The organism is Variovorax sp. GW531-E2, assembly GCF_059423125.1.
The window spans coordinates 1-19181 of the sequence record NZ_JBWKXQ010000055.1; the positions used below are offsets into that span (position 1 = coordinate 1).

19 protein-coding genes are annotated in these 19181 nt (G+C 66.3%); 5 read left to right on the forward strand and 14 right to left on the reverse strand.

Annotated features, from left to right (window positions below):
- The first annotated feature begins 50 nt into the window (after nt 1–50).
- The gene (locus AC07XP_RS24850; protein WP_495266181.1) at nt 51–1109 is read left to right on the forward strand and encodes a malate/lactate/ureidoglycolate dehydrogenase; all 1059 of its coding nucleotides are present in this window, start codon (nt 51–53) and stop codon (nt 1107–1109) included.
- On the opposite strand, the gene AC07XP_RS24855 is transcribed toward AC07XP_RS24850, so the two are convergent.
- The 4 genes from AC07XP_RS24855 to AC07XP_RS24870 form a co-directional block, all read right to left on the reverse strand.
- Complete coding sequence (locus tag AC07XP_RS24855; protein ID WP_307635968.1) at nt 1106–1990, reverse strand: DMT family transporter; 885 nt, start codon at nt 1988–1990, stop codon at nt 1106–1108. The two genes, AC07XP_RS24850 and AC07XP_RS24855, sit on opposite strands and share 4 nt — an antisense overlap.
- A 187-nt stretch (nt 1991–2177) precedes the next feature.
- Nucleotides 2178–2828, reverse strand: coding sequence for a nucleoid occlusion factor SlmA (gene slmA, locus AC07XP_RS24860; RefSeq protein ID WP_062471138.1), 651 nt, complete (start codon nt 2826–2828; stop codon nt 2178–2180).
- Between the two features lie 88 nt (nt 2829–2916).
- A complete protein-coding gene (gene argB / locus AC07XP_RS24865) occupies nt 2917–3810 on the reverse strand; it encodes an acetylglutamate kinase (protein WP_062471140.1) in 894 nt (297 codons plus the stop codon).
- Nucleotides 3811–3874: 64 nt separating this feature from the next.
- The gene (locus AC07XP_RS24870; RefSeq protein WP_062471143.1) at nt 3875–4966 is read right to left on the reverse strand and encodes a glycosyltransferase family 4 protein; all 1092 of its coding nucleotides are present in this window, start codon (nt 4964–4966) and stop codon (nt 3875–3877) included.
- Nucleotides 4967–5011: 45 nt separating this feature from the next.
- Here AC07XP_RS24870 and AC07XP_RS24875 point away from each other — a divergent pair, with 45 nt between their 5' ends.
- Together AC07XP_RS24875 and AC07XP_RS24880 are read left to right on the forward strand one after the other, a co-directional pair.
- Nucleotides 5012–5770: a glycosyltransferase family 2 protein gene (locus AC07XP_RS24875; protein WP_495261839.1), complete on the forward strand. Its 759-nt coding sequence runs from the start codon at nt 5012–5014 to the stop codon at nt 5768–5770.
- Between the two features lie 84 nt (nt 5771–5854).
- Nucleotides 5855–7873: an acyltransferase family protein gene (locus tag AC07XP_RS24880; RefSeq protein WP_495266182.1), complete on the forward strand. Its 2019-nt coding sequence runs from the start codon at nt 5855–5857 to the stop codon at nt 7871–7873.
- A gap of 40 nt (nt 7874–7913) precedes the next feature.
- Here the strand turns inward: AC07XP_RS24880 and AC07XP_RS24885 are convergent, their stop codons facing one another.
- Entirely contained in the window at nt 7914–8978 is a 1065-nt protein-coding gene (locus tag AC07XP_RS24885) for a glycosyltransferase family 2 protein (RefSeq protein ID WP_159273766.1), read from the reverse strand.
- Between the two features lie 10 nt (nt 8979–8988).
- Entirely contained in the window at nt 8989–9993 is a 1005-nt protein-coding gene (locus AC07XP_RS24890) for a glycosyltransferase family 2 protein (protein ID WP_495266183.1), read from the reverse strand.
- Between the two features lie 357 nt (nt 9994–10350).
- Here AC07XP_RS24890 and AC07XP_RS24895 point away from each other — a divergent pair, with 357 nt between their 5' ends.
- Nucleotides 10351–11154, forward strand: a complete 804-nt coding sequence (locus tag AC07XP_RS24895; RefSeq protein WP_070060234.1) for an ABC transporter permease — start codon at nt 10351–10353, stop codon at nt 11152–11154.
- A gap of 2 nt (nt 11155–11156) precedes the next feature.
- Nucleotides 11157–11861, forward strand: coding sequence for an ABC transporter ATP-binding protein (locus tag AC07XP_RS24900; protein WP_070060235.1), 705 nt, complete (start codon nt 11157–11159; stop codon nt 11859–11861).
- A 52-nt stretch (nt 11862–11913) separates the two neighbouring features.
- Here AC07XP_RS24900 and AC07XP_RS24905 read toward each other — a convergent pair whose 3' ends face one another.
- From AC07XP_RS24905 to rfbF, 8 genes are read right to left on the reverse strand one after another with little or no spacing between them, the layout of a single operon-like run.
- Nucleotides 11914–12849 carry a glycosyltransferase family 2 protein gene (locus AC07XP_RS24905; RefSeq protein WP_070060236.1) on the reverse strand — a complete coding sequence of 312 codons (936 nt, stop codon included), beginning with the start codon at nt 12847–12849 and terminating at the stop codon, nt 11914–11916.
- The gene (locus tag AC07XP_RS24910; RefSeq protein ID WP_070060237.1) at nt 12846–13211 is read right to left on the reverse strand and encodes a GtrA family protein; all 366 of its coding nucleotides are present in this window, start codon (nt 13209–13211) and stop codon (nt 12846–12848) included. Before AC07XP_RS24910 ends, AC07XP_RS24905 begins: the two co-directional genes overlap by 4 nt.
- A gap of 1 nt (nt 13212) precedes the next feature.
- Nucleotides 13213–14130 (reverse strand): transketolase family protein, encoded by a 918-nt coding sequence (locus tag AC07XP_RS24915; protein WP_495266184.1) that lies wholly within the window; start codon nt 14128–14130, stop codon nt 13213–13215.
- Nucleotides 14127–14939 carry a transketolase gene (locus tag AC07XP_RS24920; RefSeq protein ID WP_495266185.1) on the reverse strand — a complete coding sequence of 271 codons (813 nt, stop codon included), beginning with the start codon at nt 14937–14939 and terminating at the stop codon, nt 14127–14129. Before AC07XP_RS24920 ends, AC07XP_RS24915 begins: the two co-directional genes overlap by 4 nt.
- Nucleotides 14936–15988, reverse strand: a complete 1053-nt coding sequence (locus tag AC07XP_RS24925; RefSeq protein WP_216360103.1) for an NAD-dependent epimerase/dehydratase family protein — start codon at nt 15986–15988, stop codon at nt 14936–14938. The genes AC07XP_RS24920 and AC07XP_RS24925 overlap by 4 nt, the downstream gene beginning before the upstream one ends.
- Nucleotides 15981–17312 carry a lipopolysaccharide biosynthesis protein RfbH gene (gene rfbH, locus AC07XP_RS24930; RefSeq protein ID WP_495266186.1) on the reverse strand — a complete coding sequence of 444 codons (1332 nt, stop codon included), beginning with the start codon at nt 17310–17312 and terminating at the stop codon, nt 15981–15983. Before rfbH ends, AC07XP_RS24925 begins: the two co-directional genes overlap by 8 nt.
- Nucleotides 17305–18387: a CDP-glucose 4,6-dehydratase gene (rfbG, locus tag AC07XP_RS24935; protein WP_495266187.1), complete on the reverse strand. Its 1083-nt coding sequence runs from the start codon at nt 18385–18387 to the stop codon at nt 17305–17307. The genes rfbH and rfbG overlap by 8 nt, the downstream gene beginning before the upstream one ends.
- The gene (gene rfbF, locus AC07XP_RS24940; protein ID WP_495266188.1) at nt 18384–19157 is read right to left on the reverse strand and encodes a glucose-1-phosphate cytidylyltransferase; all 774 of its coding nucleotides are present in this window, start codon (nt 19155–19157) and stop codon (nt 18384–18386) included. The genes rfbG and rfbF overlap by 4 nt, the downstream gene beginning before the upstream one ends.
- Between the last annotated feature and the right edge of the window lie 24 nt (nt 19158–19181).

Consider the following 19181-nt stretch of genomic DNA (forward strand, 5'->3'; position numbering starts at 1 on the left):
CCTTCGGCCACCGCCACGCCATCACCTTGAACGCAAGAGGAGCCTGATCCATGTCCAGAACCCTGCCGGCCGACGGCCTGCAAGCCAACGTCGCCCGCATCCTCGAAGCGGCGGGCAGCAGCGTCGCCGAAGCACAGCAGGTGGCCGCCAACCTCGTGCTGGCCAACCTCAGCGGGCACGACTCGCACGGCGTGGGCATGCTGCCGCGCTACATCGATGCGGTGGCCGAAGGCGGGCTCGTGCCCAACGCGGCCGTGAAGGTCAATCTCGACATCGGCACGCTGATGGGCCTGGACGGCCAGCACGGCTACGGGCAGATCGTCGGCGTGCAGGCGATGGAGCTCGGCATCGCGCGCGCCAAGCAGCACGGCAGCTGCATCTTCACGCTCGCGAACGCGCACCACCTGGGGCGCATCGGGCATTTCGCGGAAATGGCGACGGCGCAGGGGCTGGTGGCGATGCACTTCGTCAACGTGCTCTCGCGGCCCGTGGTGGCGCCCTGGGGTGGCGGCGACGGGCGCTTTGGCACCAACCCGTGCTGCATCGGCATTCCGCTGGCGGGCGCCGAGCCCTTCGTGCTCGACTACGCGACCAGCCGCGTGGCGCAGGGCAAGATGCGCGTGGCCCACAACAAGGGCGAGCAGGTGCCCGACGGCTACCTCATCGACGAGCGCGGCGCGCCCACCAACGACCCGGGCGTGGTCGTGGTGCCGCAGGGCAACGGCCTGTTCGGCGCGCTCATGACCTTCGGCGAACACAAGGGCTACGGCATGGCCGTGGCCTGCGAGTTGCTGGGCGGCGCGCTCACGGGTGGCGGCACCTGGCACCGGCCCGCGGACACGGCACGCACGGTGCTCAACGGCATGCTGACGGTGCTGATCGACCCCGTGAAGCTCGGCACGCAGAAGGCCTTCGACGAGGAGGCGCGCGAGTTCATCGGCTGGCTGCGGCAAAGCCCGCCGGGCCAGGGCTTCGAGGCCGTGCAGATCGCGGGCGAGCCCGAGCGCCAGGCGCGCGCGGCACGCCGGCGCGACGGCGTGTGGGTCGATGACGCGACCTGGGGCGAGATCGTCGCCGCCGGCGCGAAGGTGGGCGTGGCCGTCGCCTAGCGCCGCGCCGCCTGGCGCGACTTCTGGCTCAGCACCAGCGCGATGCCGCCAAGGATCGCCACCGAGGCGAGCGCCAGCCGCGGCGTGATCGCTTCCGACAGGAACAGCACGCCGCCGAACGCCGCCAGCAGCGGTACCGACAGCTGCACCGTGGCCGCCCGCAACGCCGACAGCCGGCCCAGCGCCGCGTACCAGACCACGTAGCCGAGCCCCGAGGTCAGCGCACCGGAGGCCACGGCCAGCGCGACGCCGTGCGCATCGGCATGCGCGCGCGTGATGAACACCAGGCTCAGCGCCAAGGCCAATGGCACGGCGCGCAGGAAGTTGCGCGCGGTCGCGGCCAGCGGATCGGCCACGCCCCGTCCGCGCAGCGAATACACGCCCCATGCCACGCCCGCCACCGCCATCAGCACGGCGCCCAGCAGCGGCGGCGCCGCAACGCCCGGCGACACCAGGTAGACGAGGCCGGCGGCCGCAAGGACAAAGCCGCACCACGCGAGCACCCCGAAGCGCTCGCCGCCGCCCAGCCCCGCGCCCAGCATCGTGAGCTGCACCGCGCCGAAGAGGATCAGCGCACCCGTGCCCGCCGGGAGGCTGAGGTAGGCGAAGGAGAAGAACGCGACGTACGCGAACAGCATGACGGCCGGGAGCCAGCCGGTGTGCCCGAGCGCGGACGGCTGCGCCCGGAAGCGCACGACGAGCGCCAGCGTGATTGCCCCGGACGCGAGCCGGATGCTGCCGAAGCTGGCGGGGTCGATGCCGCCGTGCTGCAGCGCGAGCCGGCACAGCAGCGAGTTGGCCGCGAACGCGACCATGGCGACGGCGGTGAGCGCGACGGCGTGCAGGAGAGGGGCCGGGCGGGCAGCGGCGGCGTCAGGCATGGCGCGCCCCGGAAGGCCAGCGGCGGCGGGAAGGACAAGCACTCATGCGAGCCTCCGATCCAGAGGTCATGCGAAACGGGCTTGTCACCGCGGCACCGCGTGGCGGCAAGGGAGGAAATCGATCGTACGCGCCGCAAGGGGCCGCGTCGAGTTCAGCGTGGCGGTGCCGGACCTGCCGGCCTGGCCGTCAAACGATCAGGGCGATCGTGGCTTCCAGGTGTTCCGACGGCGCGCGGCGGAAACCCGAGCGCGCAAAGCGCTGCAGCTGCCCGACCACGAAGGCCGTGAGCGCCGCGGCGCGCACCTGGGCGTCGACGCTGGGCGTGGCCGAGCCGTCGGCGGCGGCCGCGCCGCGCAGCACCTGGCGCAGCGTGGCCTCGATCTTGTCGAAGAACTGGTTCATGCGCTGCTGCAGGCGCTCGTTCTCGAACACCAGGGCGTCGCCGACCATCACGCGCGTCATGCCGGGGTTGCGCTCGGCGAACTGCACGAGCAGCACGAGGATGCGGGCCGCCTGCTGGCTGCCGGTGGCGCCTTCGCGCTCGAGGATCTGGTTGACCAGCGTGAAGACGCTCTGCTCGATGAAGTCGATGAGGCCCTCGAACATCTGGGCCTTGCTCGCGAAGTGGCGGTACAGGGCCGCCTCGCTCACCTCGAGCCGCGCGGCCAGCGCGGCGGTGGTGACCCGCTCGGCACCGGGCTGCTCCAGCATGGCGGCCAGCGCCTGCAGGATCTGCACGCGCCGCTCGCCCGGCTTGGGGCGCTTGCGCGTCGGTGCGGCGGCGGGCGTGTCGGCCGGGGTCTCTACGCCGGGGGCAGCTGTCTCTTCGTTCTGCATGGGAGCGCGTGCAAAGATGTAATCAATTGATTCTCGCACAGCGCAGTGAGCGCGCGCCTTCCGCCGACGGAAGGCACGCGGAGGGCGCTCAGCGCGCCCGGATCATCGTGCCGTAGGCCTGGTCGGTCAGGATCTCGAGCAGCATCGCGTGCGGCACGCGGCCGTCGATGATGTGCACCGCGTTCACGCCGCTCTTGGCCGCGTCGAGCGCGCCTTCGATCTTGGGCAGCATGCCGCCCGAGATGGTGCCGTCGGCGAACAGGTCGTCGATTTCGCGCGCGCTCAGGTTGGTGAGCAGGTTGCCGTTCTTGTCGAGCACGCCGGGCGTGTTGGTCAGCAGCATGAGCTTCTCGGCCTTGAGCACCGTGGCCAGCTTGCCGGCGACGACGTCGGCGTTGATGTTGTAGCTCTCGTTCTCTTCGCCGAAGCCGATCGGGCTCACGACGGGAATGAAGGCGTCGTCCTGCAGCGCCTTGACCACGCTGGGGTCGATGGAGACGATGTCGCCCACCTGGCCCACGTCGTGGTGCACGTTCGGGTCGGTGCGGTCGGCCAGCTTGAGCTTTTGCGCGCGAATGAGACCGCCGTCGCGCCCCGTGAGGCCCACGGCCTTGCCGCCGGCCTGGTTGATCAGGCCCACGATGTCCTGCTGCACCTCGCCGGCCAGCACCCATTCGACGACTTCCATGGTCTCGGCGTCGGTCACGCGCATGCCCTGCACGAAGCTGCCCTTCTTGCCCAGCTTGTTCAGCGCGGCCTCGATCTGCGGGCCGCCGCCGTGCACCACCACCGGGTTCATGCCGACCAGCTTGAGCAGCACCACGTCTTCGGCGAAGTCGGCCTGCAGCGCGGGGTCGGTCATGGCGTTGCCGCCGTACTTGATGACGATGGTCTTGCCGTGGAACTTGCGGATGTACGGCAGCGCCTGGGCCAGGATCTCGGCCTTGTCGCGCGGAGGGATGTTGAGGACGGGGTCGGTCATGGGCGGTCAGGCTCCAAAGCGGTGGACGATGGGAAGAATTCTCGCAACAAGAAGGCGCCGGCGGTCAGGGCCGCAGCCAGCGCGGGACCTTGAAGCGCACGATCATCAGGTACGCCCCGACGTAGGTCGTGACGAACAGAAGGCAGAACAGCATCAGCACGAAGGTGTTGTTCCAGAACAGCACCGCGGGCACCACCGACAGCGCGGCGAACATCCACAGGTAGGGCGAGGTGCGGTTGTTGCGCGCCAGCAGCTGGCGCGCCTCGTCGTCCGCGAAGGCCACGCGCACGATGCGCCGGAAGATCAGCTGGTGGAAGTGCAGCGCGTCGGCCGTGCCCGGCGACTGGCCGCGGGCCAGCTTGCGGTAGATGGAGAACAGCGTCTCCCACACCGGGTAGATCAGCAGCAGCATCGGGAACCACGGCGACACCACGCGGTGGCGCTGCACCAGCGTCACGCAGGCCACGGCGATCACCATGCCCCAGACGTAGGCGCCGCCGTCGCCGGCGAAGATTTTGCCGCGCGGGTAGTTCCAGACCAGGAAGCCGAAGGTGGCGCCGACCAGGCAGATCACCATCGCGGCCAGTTGCCGGTCGCCCAGCTGCAGCGCGACGTGCGAGATCGCCAGGCACACGAGCACGGCCACGGTGCCCGCCAGCCCGTTGTAGCCGTCGATGATGTTGAAGGCATGCGGCAGGCCGCCGATGGCCAGGGCCGCGAAGACCAGCGAGGCATAGGGCAGGAGCGCGAGCCAGCCGTCGAGCGTCTCGAAGCCGGTGCGCGCCACGCCCAGCCCCTGCACCCAGCACACCAGCAGCGCCGAGCCGATGGTCAGGCCCAGCCGGTAGCGCACCTTGACCTGCTGGGTCACGTCTTCGACGATGCCGCCGAGCACGGCGGGCAGGATGCACACCAGCGTGAGCATCGAGGACTTGAGCGGCCAGGCGATGTTCAGCGGCTCGATCAGGCCGGCGCCCAGCCAGGCCGCGCTCATGCCGAGCATGATGCCGGCCCCGCCCAGACGTGGCACGTGGCCCTTGTGGAAACGCTGGGGCATGTCGGCGCCGTAGCGGCGCGCGTGTCTGCGCGCGCGGCGCATGAACAGCTGCACCGCGATGGCGGAGACGAAGAAACTGAGGATGATCAGGGCAATCATGTGTGGCGTTGGGGGAACCCTAGAATTCCCGAGCGAAATTAGACCATGCCCACGCCCCCTTCTTCACCCCACGCCCCGGTCACCCTGTCGATCGTGAGCCACGGCCAGCTCGCGCTGGTGCTGCCGCTGCTCGAGCAGCTCGACCGGCACAGCCGGGACGCGATCGCCAAGGTCGTGCTCACGCTGAACATTCCCGAGGCCGACCTGCTCGCAGGACGCCAGTGGGGCTTTCCCATCGAGCGCATCGAGAACGCGGCGCCCCTGGGCTTCGGCGCCAACCACAACCAGGCCTTCGCGCACTGCGACACGCCCTGGTTCCTGGTGCTCAACCCCGACATCCGCTTCGACGCCGACGTGCTCGCCCCGATGCTCGCCCAGGCCGCGCCCGACGCCGGCCTCATGACGCCGCGCATCCTGGAGTCGGGCCGGCCCGAGCCCGAGCCGCACCGCGCGCTGCTGACCCCCTTCGAGATCCTGGGCCGCAAGAAGCCCGGCTACCAGCCGCCGGCCGTGCCGGCCTGGATTCCCGGCCTGTTCATGCTGTTCCGCAGCGAGGCCTACCGCCGCATCGGCGGCTTCGACGAGCGCTTCTTCATGTACGGGGAAGACTTCGACATCTGCGCCCGCACCCGGCTGGCCGGCTGGAAGCTCCAGGTGACCGAAGACCTGCGCGCGCGCCACGACGCCCAGCGCGCCAGCCACCGCAGCAAGAAGTACCTGTACTGGCACGTGACCAGCCTGCTCAAGGTGTGGCTGTCGGGCGCTTTCTGGCGCTACTGGCGGCTGCAGCGCGCCGCCGCCTGAAAAGGCACGGCGGCGTTTGCGAGGACAATCGGGGCCGAAAAGCCCCGCACGAAAAGCCCGCAAGCGCCGCTTTCAGCACCGACGATGACGACCACGAGCAGCCCGACCTCCCTCCCCGAACACGCCCACCTGGTTCACCCGAAATACCGCCCGGACATCGACGGGCTGCGCGCCGTCGCGGTGCTCTCGGTGCTCGGCTACCACGCGTTCCCGCAGTGGATCAAGGGCGGCTTCATCGGTGTCGACATCTTCTTCGTCATCTCGGGCTTCCTGATCACCACCATCATCCTGGGCAGCTTCCAGGGCGACGGCTTCAGCTACCGCGAGTTCTATGCGCGGCGCGTGAAGCGCATCTTCCCGGCGCTGGCGCTGGTGCTGCTGGCCACCATGGCCTTCGGCTGGTTCGCCCTGCTGCCGCACGAATGGGAACAGCTGGGCAAGCACGTGGCCGCGGGCGCGGGCTTTGTCTCGAATTTCGCCTTCTGGAGCGAGGCCGGCTACTTCGACAACGCCGCCGAGACCAAGCCGCTTTTGCACCTGTGGTCGCTGGCGATTGAAGAGCAGTTCTACATCTTCTGGCCCGTGCTGCTGGGCCTGGCCTGGAAGCGCAAGTGGCGCATGCTCACGGTGCTCGGCACGGTGGCGGCGATGTCGTTCCTGCTCAACGTGACGACCATCCACAGCCACCGCACGGCCGCGTTCTATTCGCCGCTGTCGCGCTTCTGGGAACTGATGATCGGCGGCATGCTGGCCTATGCGCGGCTGCACCGCCCGCCGCCGAAGGCGGGCTGGAGCCGCCACGCGCAGTCGATCGCCGGCCTCGTGCTGATCGTGCTGGGCCTGTGCTACATCCGCGGCGGCAAGGCCTTCCCCGGGTTCTGGGCCATCCTGCCGTCGGTAGGCGCCTTCTTCTGCATCGCCGCCGGACCGAGCGGCGTGCTCAACCGCTATGTGCTCGCGTCCAAGCCGATGGTCTGGGTCGGGCTGATCAGTTACCCGCTCTACCTCTGGCACTGGCCGCTGCTGGCCTATGCGCGCATCCTCGAGGGCAAGCTGCCATCGGACGGCATCCGCGCGCTGATGCTGGTGGCGTCGTTCGTGCTCGCGTGGCTGACCTACCGGTTCGTCGAGCGCTACACGCGCCGCAGCGAGAACCCGACGGTGACGGCGGGGCTGGTGGCCGTGATGATCGGCTTCGTCGTGCTCGGCCTGCTGGCGACCACGCGCTACTACGTGGGCCGCCACAGCGATCCGTACTTCAACAAGACCGCCGCGGCCGCCAAGGACTGGGCCTACCCGGACGGCCTGAGCCCGATCAAGGTCGACGGCGAGGTGCTGCAGCAGATCGGACAGGGCAAGCGGCGGGTGCTGTTCTTCGGGGACAGCCATGTCGAGCAGTACGGGCCGCGTGCCGTCGAGCTCTCCAAGACATCGCCGGGCACGCTCGATTCGCTCTCCTTCGTGACCTGGGGCGCGTGCCCGCCGATTCCCAACGTGGTCGACGAGCAGAACAACCTGTGCGGCGAACGCCGCGACGGCGGCATGCGGCTGGCCATGAGCGACCGGTTCGGCGCCGTCGTCTTCGGCGGCTGCTGGAACTGCTACTTCACCGAGACCGGCAAGCCCAACGCAGAGAACGCAGCGGCCGACCGCTACTACTTCTTCGACGGCAAGGACAAGCGGCGCTTCATGGGCGGCGGCGGCGTGGACTTCTCGCTCAACATGCTCGAGACCGTGCTGACCACGTTGGCCAAGCACAAGCAGGTCTACCTGCTGCTGGACAACCCGGTCGGCGAGGGCTTCGGCCCCGAGGAGTTCATCAAGGGTGGCCGCCTGGGCGACATGCAAGTGGGCAAGATGTCGCCCACCGCTCCCTGGGACGCGAGGCAGAAGGCGCTGCACGAGCGCATGCGGCAGATCGCGCAGCGTAGCGGCGCCATCGTGATCGACCCGATCCCGAGCCTGTGCCAGAAAGACTGGTGCACCCGTGCCGATGCCGACGCCACGCCGATCTACAAGGACGCGGGCCACCTGCGCGCCGAGTACGTGCGCTCGCACGCCACCTACATGGACCCGGCGATGACGTCGGCGCCGGCCCGCTGAGGTCCGGGCTGCGGCGGCCTGCGGGCCGCCGCGGCGCGCATCAGGACTTGTAGACCTTGCGCAGGCTGCGGATGCCCGGCAGCTTCGTCAGCGCGCCGATGAAGCGCACCATGCCCGGCGTGCTCCGGCGCAGCAGGAACAGCGTGATCCACAACCGCAGCTTCTTCTTGCGGCCCACATACGGGTTCGCGAAGACGATGGCCGCGTAGTCATCGAGCACCGCCGTCATCTCGCCGCGGTACTGGTCGTCCTTCTTGATGGCCTCGATCGCCTCGTTCACGAAGAACAGCTGGAAGCGCGGCATCAGGTATTCGCGCAGGTAGTAGCGGCCGCGCTGGTGCTCGTCGGGGAACATCTGCAGCAGCTTCTTGAAGTACTTGAAGCGGCTGCGCACCATGCGGATGCCGAACGAGGTGCTGGCCGTGTGGATGCACCAGACCGTCACGGCCTTGTCCACGAAGTGATTGCTGTAGCCCTTGCGGAAGATGCGCAGGAACAGGTCGTCGTCCTCGTAGCCCATGAACTGCGAGTCGAAGCCGCCCACCGCGTCGAAGGCCTTGCGGCTCACGAGCGCGGCCGAGGGCAGCACGAACATGTCGTAGCGCAGCAGGTCGAAGATGCTGCGCTTCGGGTGCTGTGCGTGGTCCTTGATGACGCCGGTGCGGATCACGTTGCCGTCGCCGTCCGCCTCGTACAGGTCGGCGTAGATGTAGCCGAACAGGCGGTCGTCCCACGGGATCGACGACACCAGCGTCTCGATGTGGTTCGGCAGGTAGAAGTCGTCCTGGTCCAGGAAGCAGATGTACTCGGAGGTCGACGCCGCCACGCCCGCATTGCGCGCCGAGCCCTGGCCGCCGTTCTCCTTGTCGAGGATGCGAAACGGATAGCGGGCCGCCAGCCCGTCGAGCGCGGCGCGCTCTTCCGGGCGGGAGCCGTCGTTGACCACGATCACCTCGTGCGCCGGCACCGACTGCTCGAACACGCTCTTCACCGAGCGCTCGATGAAATCGGCGCCGTTGTAGAACGGGATGATGACCACGACGTTCGGCCAGGCCATCGGCTCGCCAGGCGGGGAAGGGTTCGCGGGGACGTTGGTTGGGTTCATTGTTGTTGTGTCAGACGGATTCGAAAAGATCGCGGACCACGCCGCGCACCCCGCGGCCGAACTTGTCGTAGCGACCGGTCATGGCCTCGCGCAGGATCGGCACGCACCGGGCCAGGCGCGAGGCCGGCAAGGCGGCGCGGAAACGCTGGTGCACGATCTTGCTGCGCACCTTGTCGATGATCTCGGGGGGCACGCGATCGCCCAGTTGCAGCAGGCGCTCCAGCAACAGCTCGGCCTTGATCGCGCGCTCGACGTGCGTGTTGCCGCGCGAGGCGAGCGCCTTGCGCACTTTTTCCTTGTAAGTGTCGCGGCGGGCGCCGATCTGGTTGGATTCGTGCTGGCGGTATTCGATGAGGGACTCTTCCAGCAGGTCGACCCGCGACGTCGTCGACGCGATGATGGCCAGCCATTCGTCGTGCACCCACTCCACCGGCAACGGCAAGGCATCGGCGAGCAGCGAGCGACGGAAAACCGTGGTGGCGCCGGTCACGAGGTTGCGGCGCAACAGCACGTCGAAGGCATTGCCGGCGTGGACGCGCGCCAGTTCCGAAGGCGAAACTTCCAGGGCATGGAACAGTGTATGACCGATGTCTTGGCGGTCGGTGTCCACGAGGCGTGCGTCGGTGTGCAGCAGCACCAGGCTGTCGTCCTGCTCGAAGCGAGCCACCATTTTTTCAAGGCGGTCGGGCATCCACACGTCGTCCTGGTCGCTCAGCGCGATCAATTCGCTGGTGCAGGCGCTGATGGCCTGCTCGAAATTCTTGACGACGCGCAGCGCCGTGGTGTTCTCGAAGATCCGCAACGCCACGGGATGTTGTGGCCGCTCGGCGGCGCATTCAGCAACGGCGGCACGCACCACATCGACCGAACCATCGCGCGAGGCATCGTCGGACAGAACGATCTCGACCGGCGGACGGCTCTGAAGGCAGATGCTGCGAACCTGCTCGCGCAGGAAGCGCGCGCCGTTGTACGTGCACAGCGCAACGGAAACTTCAAGGGGACGGGTGATACTCATGGGTTGCTCGCTTTGTCGAGTGCGCGCGGCCCGTCAGATGTCTTTGCGGACGCTTTTTTACTTGTTCACGGGTGCCGATGGCCGGTGTTCCAATCGGGTCGCCGAATCAGCGCCGGTAAAATTATCGCCCACTTCACACCAAACCGAACATGCGCCCCTTCCGTCACACGGCCGAGGGACAGGTTCCCGGCCTTGGCAAGCTTCGCGATGACTGGCTCCCCCGCCGTTCATCCATGAAAAAGGAAAAAATCTCTTGACACGCATCGGCAGCGAAAAACTGGCGCTCGACGAAGCCGGTTTCAACAACCGCCCGGACAAGGGCGGCACCGCCCCTCGGGCACACATTTCCGGACTCACATGAGCCAAGTTCACTCAAATCTGCACCGCAGCGTCTTCGCTGACTGGTGGGAAGGTACACGCCGGACCGACATCTGGTGGACTCTTGCCTGGTTCGATATCGTGCTGCGCTACCGGCGCTCGATGCTCGGCCCCCTGTGGCTCACGCTCAGCATGGGGGCCATGATCGGCGGCATGGGGCCGCTGTACAGCTCCCTGTTCGGCACCCCGCTGGACAAGTTCTTTCCGCACCTGGCGCTCGGCATCATCTTCTGGAGTTTCTTCTCCAGCACGGTGACGGATGCGTGCAATGCCTTCGTCAGCTCGACCAACTACCTGAAGCAGGGCTACTTCCCCGTCAGTCTGTTCGTTTGGCGCAGCATCTCGCGTAACCTGATCCAGTTTGCACACCAGATCGTGCTGTACATCCCGGTCGCGCTCTGGGCGGGTGTCTCGCTCGGCTGGTCTGCGCTCCTGGTCATTCCTGCGTTCCTGATCGCTGTGATCAACGCACATGCACTGGGGCTCCTGCTGGGCCTGATCTGCACGCGGTACCGGGACGTCACCCAGATCGTCACCAGCGTGATGCAGATGTTGATGTTCCTGACCCCCGTGTTCTGGATTCCTGAAAATCTTCCGGGGCGCGCCAAGTACATTCTCTGGAATCCCTTCGCGCAAATGCTGGACCTGCTGCGCACTCCGCTGATGGGTGGCGTGGCACATGCCCACAGCTGGTGGGGCATCCTGGGCTGGACCGCGGTAACCGTTGTCGCCGCGACCCTGGTGTTCGCCAAATACCGCCGCCGCGTCGTCTACTGGCTCTGATCATGGCTCTTATCTCTCTCAAAAACGTCGGCGTCAGCTTCCCCATCTATGGCGCCGGCGCCTCTTCGCTGAAGAAGACGATTGCTGCGTCGGTCACGGGCGGGCGCTTCGGCAAGGAAACCGGCGTCACCGTGGTGCAGGCGCTGAACGGCATCAACCTCGAACTGAAAAGCGGCGACCGGCTCGGCCTCATTGGCCACAACGGCTCCGGAAAGTCCACCCTGCTGCGCACGCTGGCAGGCGTTTATGAACCCTCTTCGGGGGAAATGGTCCGCCAGGGCAGCGTGGCCAGCCTGATCGATCCGGCACTGGGCATCGAGCCGGACGCCAGCGGCATCGAGAACATCATGCTCAGAGGCCTTGTGATGGGCATGAGCCGCAAGGAGATCGAGCGGCAGATCCCGTCCATCTGCGAATTCAGCGGTCTCGGCGAGTACGTCAACATGCCGGTGCGGACCTATTCCACAGGCATGATGATGCGCTTGGCCTTTTCCATCTCGACCAGCGTCGAGGCGGACATCCTGCTCATGGACGAATGGCTGTCGGTGGGCGATGCGGACTTCAACGAGAAGGCCGAGAAGCGGATGCGGGACGTCGTTTCGAAATCCGGCATTTTGGTGCTGGCCTCGCATTCGCCCGAGCTGATCGCCAAGGAGTGCAACCGCGTCATCCACCTCGAACACGGGCGGATCATCGAGGAGCGCTGAAGCGGATCGAACCGCCCCGGGCCCTTGTGGCGCGGGGTGGTTGCTCCGCCGTTCAGTTGTCGAAGTTCAGGCGTTCCCGCTCTACCACCAGCGGGCGCTTCATCACATGCGTCAAGATGGCGCCGACGTACTCGCCCAGAAGGCCGATGAAGAAGAGCTGGACCGAGGCGAAGAAGAACATACCGATCAGGATGGGCGCGGTGCCCATCGAGAACTCGCTCCAGAACAGCATCTTCAGGATCAGATAGAGCAGCGACACGCCAAGACTGACACCCGACAGCGCAAAGCCCACCATCGTGGCGATACGCAGCGGTACCCGCGAATGCGAGGTGATGCCCAGCATCGCGATGTCGTAGAGCGTGTAGAAGTTGTTCTTCGTGATGCCGCGCTTGCGGCGCGGTTGGTTGTAGGGCACCTGCACCGCCTCGAAGCCGACTTCCGACACCAGGCCGCGAAGGTAGGGGTAGGGATCGTCGATCCGGCGAAGCTCCTCCAGCACTTGCCTGTCGTACAGGCCGAAGCCGGTGAAGTTCTGGATCAGCTTGACGTCGGCAATGCGCGTCACGGTCCGGTAGTAGGCGCGGCGGATCGCGAACATCAGGCCCGACTCGTCGGCGGTCGGCTTGACCCCCACGACCAGCTTGGCACCGTTGTGCCAGTGCTCGACGAAGGCCTTCATCAACTCCGGCGGGTCCTGGAGATCGGCCACCAGCAGGATCGCAGCATCACCGCGTGCCTGCAGCAACCCGTGGTACGGCGAGCGGATGTGCCCGAAATTCCTTGCGTTCAGGATCACCTTGACGTTGCGATCGGCAGCGGCCATCGCGCGCAGGATCTCCGGCGTTCGGTCGGACGAGAAGTTGTCGATGAACAGATGCTCATACGTCACGCCCTCGATCGTCTCGAAGACGGCGCGCGCCTGGCGGTACACCTCCTCGACGTTCTCTTCCTCGTTGTAGCAGGGGGTGACGACGGTGATGTGTTTCATGAGGCAGAGAAAACAAAGCGGCGCTGGAGCACAAAGGCGATCAGCGCCAATGGAAGAATGACCATCGCGTTCGCCACATAGACACTGAGCCCGGCGCGCAGCAGCAAGGCAACCGAGCCGACATTGATCAGGTAGACGACAACATACACCGCGACGAAGCGGCCGAGTTGTGACAAGGGGGCGCCACCAAAGACGAGCCGCCCTGTGCTCTGGAAATTGAACGCCACGCCGAGCACGGTCGCCAGTCCGATGGCGAGCGGGTACGCAAGTCCCGCCCACACGAAGGCAGCGAACAATGCGTAGCCCACCACGGTGTTCAATCCACCGACCAGCAGGAAACGCAGCAGCTGCGAATTCAGCATCTCAGGACATTTTCCACTTGCCGACGAAAGGCGCCACCCGCGCGCGCACCGACACCAGGTCGAGTCCATGCTCGCGCATGGCATGAGCATAGGAGCCGCAAGTTTCAGAGAAACGCTCGCCCACACCAATGCGCAGCACCGGGACGGGCGTCGCCTCGGAGATCGCCTCCAGCACCGCGGCGCCGAGTCCACCAGCCGCCGAATGCTCTTCCAGCGTGACGATGGCCCGGCTTTGCGCGGCAAGCGAACTCAGTTGCCCGGCATCGAGCGGCTTGATCCAGGGCGCACTCCAGACCGGCACACCGAGCTCGGCACCCAACACACATGCGGCCTTGACCATGGAGCCGGTGGCGATCAGCTGCACCGGGGCATTCCCCTCCTGCACACGGACCAGCTCACCGCGCACCAGCGAAGGCGCCTGGACATGCACGGCGCCCAGGTCGGCCTTGCCCATGCGCATGTAGACCGGGCTTTCGAGCGCCAATGCCGTCGACATGCAGGCCGTGAGTTCGTGCGCGTCGCACGGCGACATGATGTCGATGTGCGGCACCCCGCGCAGGCAGGCGATGTCTTCGAAGCTCTGGTGGCTGGTGCCCAGCGTGCTGTACACCAGCCCGGCACCGTCACCGGTGAAGATGACCGGCAGCTTCTCGTAGCAGACGTCGATCTTGATCTGCTCGAGGACCCGCACCGGCACGAAGGCGCTCAGGCCATAGACGATCGGCCGGAAGCCGGCTTTGGCCAGCCCAGCGGCCACGCCCACCATGTTCTGCTCGGCAATGCCGGCGTTGATGTACTGGTCCGGGCAGCGCTTGCGGAACTCGTCGAACAAGGCGTAGCCGTGGTCTCCTGTCAGGAGCACCACGCGCTCGTCCCTGGAAGCCGCCTCGACCAGGGCTGCGGAGAACGCGGCCCTCATGCCGATGCTCCCTCGAGTTCGCGCAGCGCCTGCGCGTACAGCTCAGGATTCAGGCGCGAGTAGTGCCACGCATTCACGTTTTCCATGTAGGAGACACCTTTGCCTTTCACCGTCTTCGCGACCAGCGCCTTGGGCCGGCCGTTGTGGCGCCCTTCCAGGTCGGTGATCGCCGCAGAGATGGCCTCCATGTCATGACCATCGACCGTCAGCACATCGAAGTCGAAGGCTGCGAACTTGGCTCCGAGATCACCCAGCTGCATCACCTCGTCGGTGGTGCCCATCGCCTGGAAACCGTTCGCGTCCACGATGACCATGAGGTTGTCCAGCTTCGCGTGCGCCGCGAAGAGCATGGCCTCCCAGATCGGTCCCTCGTTGATCTCGCCGTCGCCGATGAGGGCATAGCATTTCTGGCCGCTCTTGCGCCGCGACGCGGCCAGGGCAAGCCCCACGCCGACCGAAAGCCCATGACCGAGCGTGCCGGAGGTCACCTCGCACCCGGGCACGTGTGCGTCCGACAGCCCCTTGAGCCGGGAACCGTCGTGGAAGTACCTGTCGATGTCGGTGCGGTCCAGCCACCCCAACTCGTACAGGCAGGCGTATTGCGCCATCACGCCGTGGCCCTTGCTCAGTACCAGATAGTCGCGTGCAGGATCGGCGGCATTGGCCTTGTCGTAGCGCATGTGGCGCCCGTACAGGCAGGACAGCAGCTCGATGATCGAGAAGGCGCAGCCCAGGTGCACGGCGTTGCCTGCGTAGGCCATCTCGAGCACCGTCTTGCGCAAGGAGGCAGGGTCGAATGAATGTCTCATGATGAAAAAGATCGGTTGGTACCCGGCGTGGCAAGCCAGGAGAGGGTTCGGCGGATTCCTTCCTCGAGACCGACGGCATTCGTCAACCCGAGCTCATCGGCCGCGCGCTTCACATCCGGAACGTACCGATGGCCGGCCAGACCCGGGACTGCGCGCCCTGCCACCTGGACAGGGATGCCCGTGCGTGCAACACGCGTCACCTCACCGGCAAGTTCGGCGATGGTCACCTCGTTGTCGCCCCCGACGTTGTATACGCGGCCAGGTGCGCCCAACGCCAGGCAGCTCAGCAGCCAACGCGCCATGTCGCCCGCGTACTGATAGGTCCGGATCGCCTCGCCGCTTCCCTGCACCACGATGCCCTGGCCGTTCGCGGCCTGGGCAATGAACTGGGCCGCCGCAGCGCCGCTCGAAGGCAGCAGATAGGGCCCCAGGAATGCGAAACAACGCGCGACAACCACCTCGAAGGGCCAGGGTTGCGCCACGACGCTTTCTGCCCGGCGCTTCGCCCGGGTGTACGCATTCGCACCATCGGCCTCGTGCCACGGCTGCGATTCCGCGAGCCGCGCCACGCCCAACTGGGCGCCGTACACCGCGCCCGAGCTGACATGCAGAAGCCGGCGCACGCCACTGGCGGCCGCGAACTCGCACGCGCGACGCGTTCCCGCCTCGGACAGGTGCTCGAGCCGGCCAAGGTCCGCCCCGGGTGGAGCCACCGGCAATGCCGCATGGATGATGGACGAGAACGTTCCGCCTGGAAACTCGAAATCGACGACATCGCCCTGGTGCAATTCGACCGGCTTCGCCTTCGCGAGATGCGGGCTGCCTTGCGCGAACCGGTCGGGCTCGCGCGTCAGCACCGTCACGCGCAGGCCGAGACCCAACGCTCTGTCGGCATGCAGCAGGCATTCCAGCAGCCACTTGCCGACGAAGCCGGTGCCGCCCGTCAGGAACAGCGCCTGTCCGCGCAACACGTCCCACACGCTCGGCGCGGTCAACCTCAGCACCTCATCGAGTTCCGACGCCGGAACAGGAGGCGCAAGGTCAGTCAAAGCGCAGGCCGAGGTAGGTCTCGATGCTTTCGACGGCGTGATCGAGCATCGGCTCGGTCAGACCCGGGTAGACGCCGATCCAGAACGTGTCGTTCATGATCCGGTCGGTGTTCTTCAGCTCGCCGACCACGCGGTAGTTGCGGCCGATCATGTACGGCTGGCGCAGCAGGTTTCCCGCGAACAGGAGACGTGTACCGACCTTCTGCTGGTCGAGGTAAGTGAGCAGGTCCACGCGCCGCGTGTTGGCCGCCTCGCGCAGGGTGATCGGGAAGCCGAACCACGACGGCTCGGAGCCCGGCGTGGCTTCGGGGAGCTCCAGGAACTCTTCGCAGCTGCGCAGGCGCTCTGTCAGGTAGGCGAAGTTCTTCTTCCGTGCCGCCACGAAGCCGTCCAACCGGTCGAGCTGGGCCAGGGCGCATGCCGCCTGCATGTCGGTGATCTTGAGGTTGTAGCCTAGGTGGGAGTACGTGTACTTGTGGTCGTAGCCCTCGGGCAGATCGCCGAGCTTCCAGCAGAAGCGCTTGTTGCAGGTGTTGTCCTTGCCGGGCGCGCAGTAGCAGTCGCGACCCCAGTCGCGGATGGATTCCGCGATCAGCCGGAGTTCGTCGTTGTTGGTGAACACCGCGCCGCCCTCCCCCATCGTGATGTGATGGGCGGGATAGAAGCTCAAGGTGCCGATATCGCCGAAGGTGCCCACGAGCTGCCCTTCATAACGTGCGCCCAAGGCATCGCAGCAGTCCTCGACCAGCCACAGTCCATGCTTTTCGCAGGCGGCCTTGACAACCTTCAGGTTGTACGGATTGCCCAGCGTGTGCGCCAGCATGATCGCCTTGGTACGCGGGCCAATGGCGGCCTCGAGCAGATCAGCATCGATGTTGTAGGTTGGGATGTGCACGTCGACGAACACCGGGACTGCGCCGCACTGCAGGATCGGATTCACCGTCGTGGGGAAGCCCGCCGCCACGCCGATCACCTCGTCGCCGGGCTTGATCGCGCGGTCGCCGAGCTTGGGAGATGTCAGGGTCGAGAACGCGACCAGATTGGCCGAAGAGCCGGAGTTCACGGTCATCAGGTGCTTCACACCCAGATAACCCGCAAGACGGCTTTCGAACAGCGTGTTGAAGCGCCCCGTCGTGAGCCATGCGTCGAGCGACGCATCGACCATCAATTGCATTTCGGGCGCGCCGACGACCTTGCCCGAAGGCGGGATCATGGTTTCGCCGGGCACGAAGGGCGTGGGCACGCTGGCCAGGTCGCCGTACTCGCCGACCAGGGCGAGGATCTTCTTGCGCAGCTCGTTTTTCTTGAAGGAGATTTCAGTCATGGGTGGGGGTGCTTTCGTATTGTTCGATTTGTTCAAGGGTAACGTCGGCCATGTCGCGACCGTCGAGCCAGGCGCGCTGCCAATCGACGATGGCACCGAGGCTTTGGCGCAGATCCCAGCGCGGAATCCACCCCAGCGTCTGCCGTGCCTTTGAGCAGTCGAGCTTCAGCCAGTTGGCTTCGTGAGGCTGGTCTTCTTGTGCATTGCTGCGCCATTGCGCGCCGCCGCCCCACAGATCGACCAGACGGTCCGCGATCCAGGAGACAGGTCGGGCGTCCGAATCCGCCGGGCCAAAGTTCCAGGGCTGCGCCCATCCCGGGCCCTCGGCATGCAGGCGCTCGGCCAGCATCATGTAGCCCCGAAGCGGCTCCAGCACGTGCTGCCACGGCCGGACCGCATGGGGGTTGCGAATGTCCGCCACACGCCCTTCGGCAAAGGCATGCAGCAGATCGGGCACGAGCCGGTCTTCCGACCAGTCGCCTCCGCCGATCACGTTGCCGGCACGGGCCGTTGCGAGCGCAACGCCGTGCTCGCCATGACGGGCTTCATTGAAGAACGAAGACCGGTACGAGGCCGCGACCAATTCCGAGCATCCCTTGCTGTTGCTGTACGGGTCGTAGCCGCCCATGGGTTCGTTCTCGCGATAGCCCCACTGCCATTCCCGGTTCTCGTAGCACTTGTCACTGGTCACGACCACGATCGAGCGGACGCTGCTGCAGGCGCGCGCCGCCTCGAGCAAGTGCACCGTGCCCATCACGTTGGTGGAATAGGTCTCCACCGGATCGACGTAGGAACGCCGTACCAACGGCTGGGCGGCCAAGTGGAACACCACTTCGGGCGCGAACTCGTGCAGGGCAGTGCGCAGTGCACCGAGGTCGCGCACGTCGCCGATCAGCGAATCCGTGGCCGAGCGCGCCATAGCCAGCGCATGCAGGCTGGGCTCGGTGGACGGCGCCAGTGCGTAGCCTCGGACAATGGCACCGTGCTTGCCCAGCCACAGCGCGAGCCAGCTGCCCTTGAAGCCCGTGTGCCCCGTGAGGAAGACGCGCTTGTCGCGCCAGAAAGACGGCGTCATTCCCAGACCTTCCAAGGTGCCCGACCGCCCGCCCACAGCTCTTCGAGATGGGTCTTGTCGCGCAGCGTGTCCATCGGTTGCCAGAAGCCGCCGTGCTTGAATGCGGCCAGCTGCCCTTCGGCGGCCAGGCGCTCAAGCGGCTCACGCTCCCACACGGAGGCGTCGTCCGCGATGTAGTCGATCACCGAAGGCGACAGCACAAAAAAGCCGCCGTTGATCATGGCGCCGTCGCCCTTTGGCTTTTCCTGGAAGCTGCGCACCTTGTCACCCTGCATGTCGAGTGCGCCGAAGCGCCCAGGCGGGAAGGTGGCGGTGAGCGTGGCCTTGACCTTCTGCGACTTGTGGAAGGCAATGAGTTCGGTGATGTTCAGGTCAGCCACCCCGTCGCCGTAGGTGAAGCAGAAAAGCTCTTCGTCCCGCACGTAGGGCGCCACACGCTTGAGGCGCCCGCCGGTCATGGTGTCTTCGCCGGTATCGATGAGTGTCACGCGCCAGGGTTCGGCCTTGCGGTGGTGGACTTCCATGGTGTTGCCGACCATATCGAAGGTGACGTCGGACATGTGAAGGAAGTAGTTCGCAAAGTACTCCTTGATCACGTAGCCCTTGTAGCCGCAGCAGATGACGAAGTCGTTCACACCGTGCGCGGCGTAGATCTTCATGATGTGCCAGAGGATGGGCTTGCCGCCCACCTCGATCATGGGCTTGGGCTTCAGGCCCGTTTCTTCCGAAATGCGGGTGCCCAACCCACCCGCCAAAATCACAGCCTTCACTTCTTCCCCCTTGAAAATCAATCC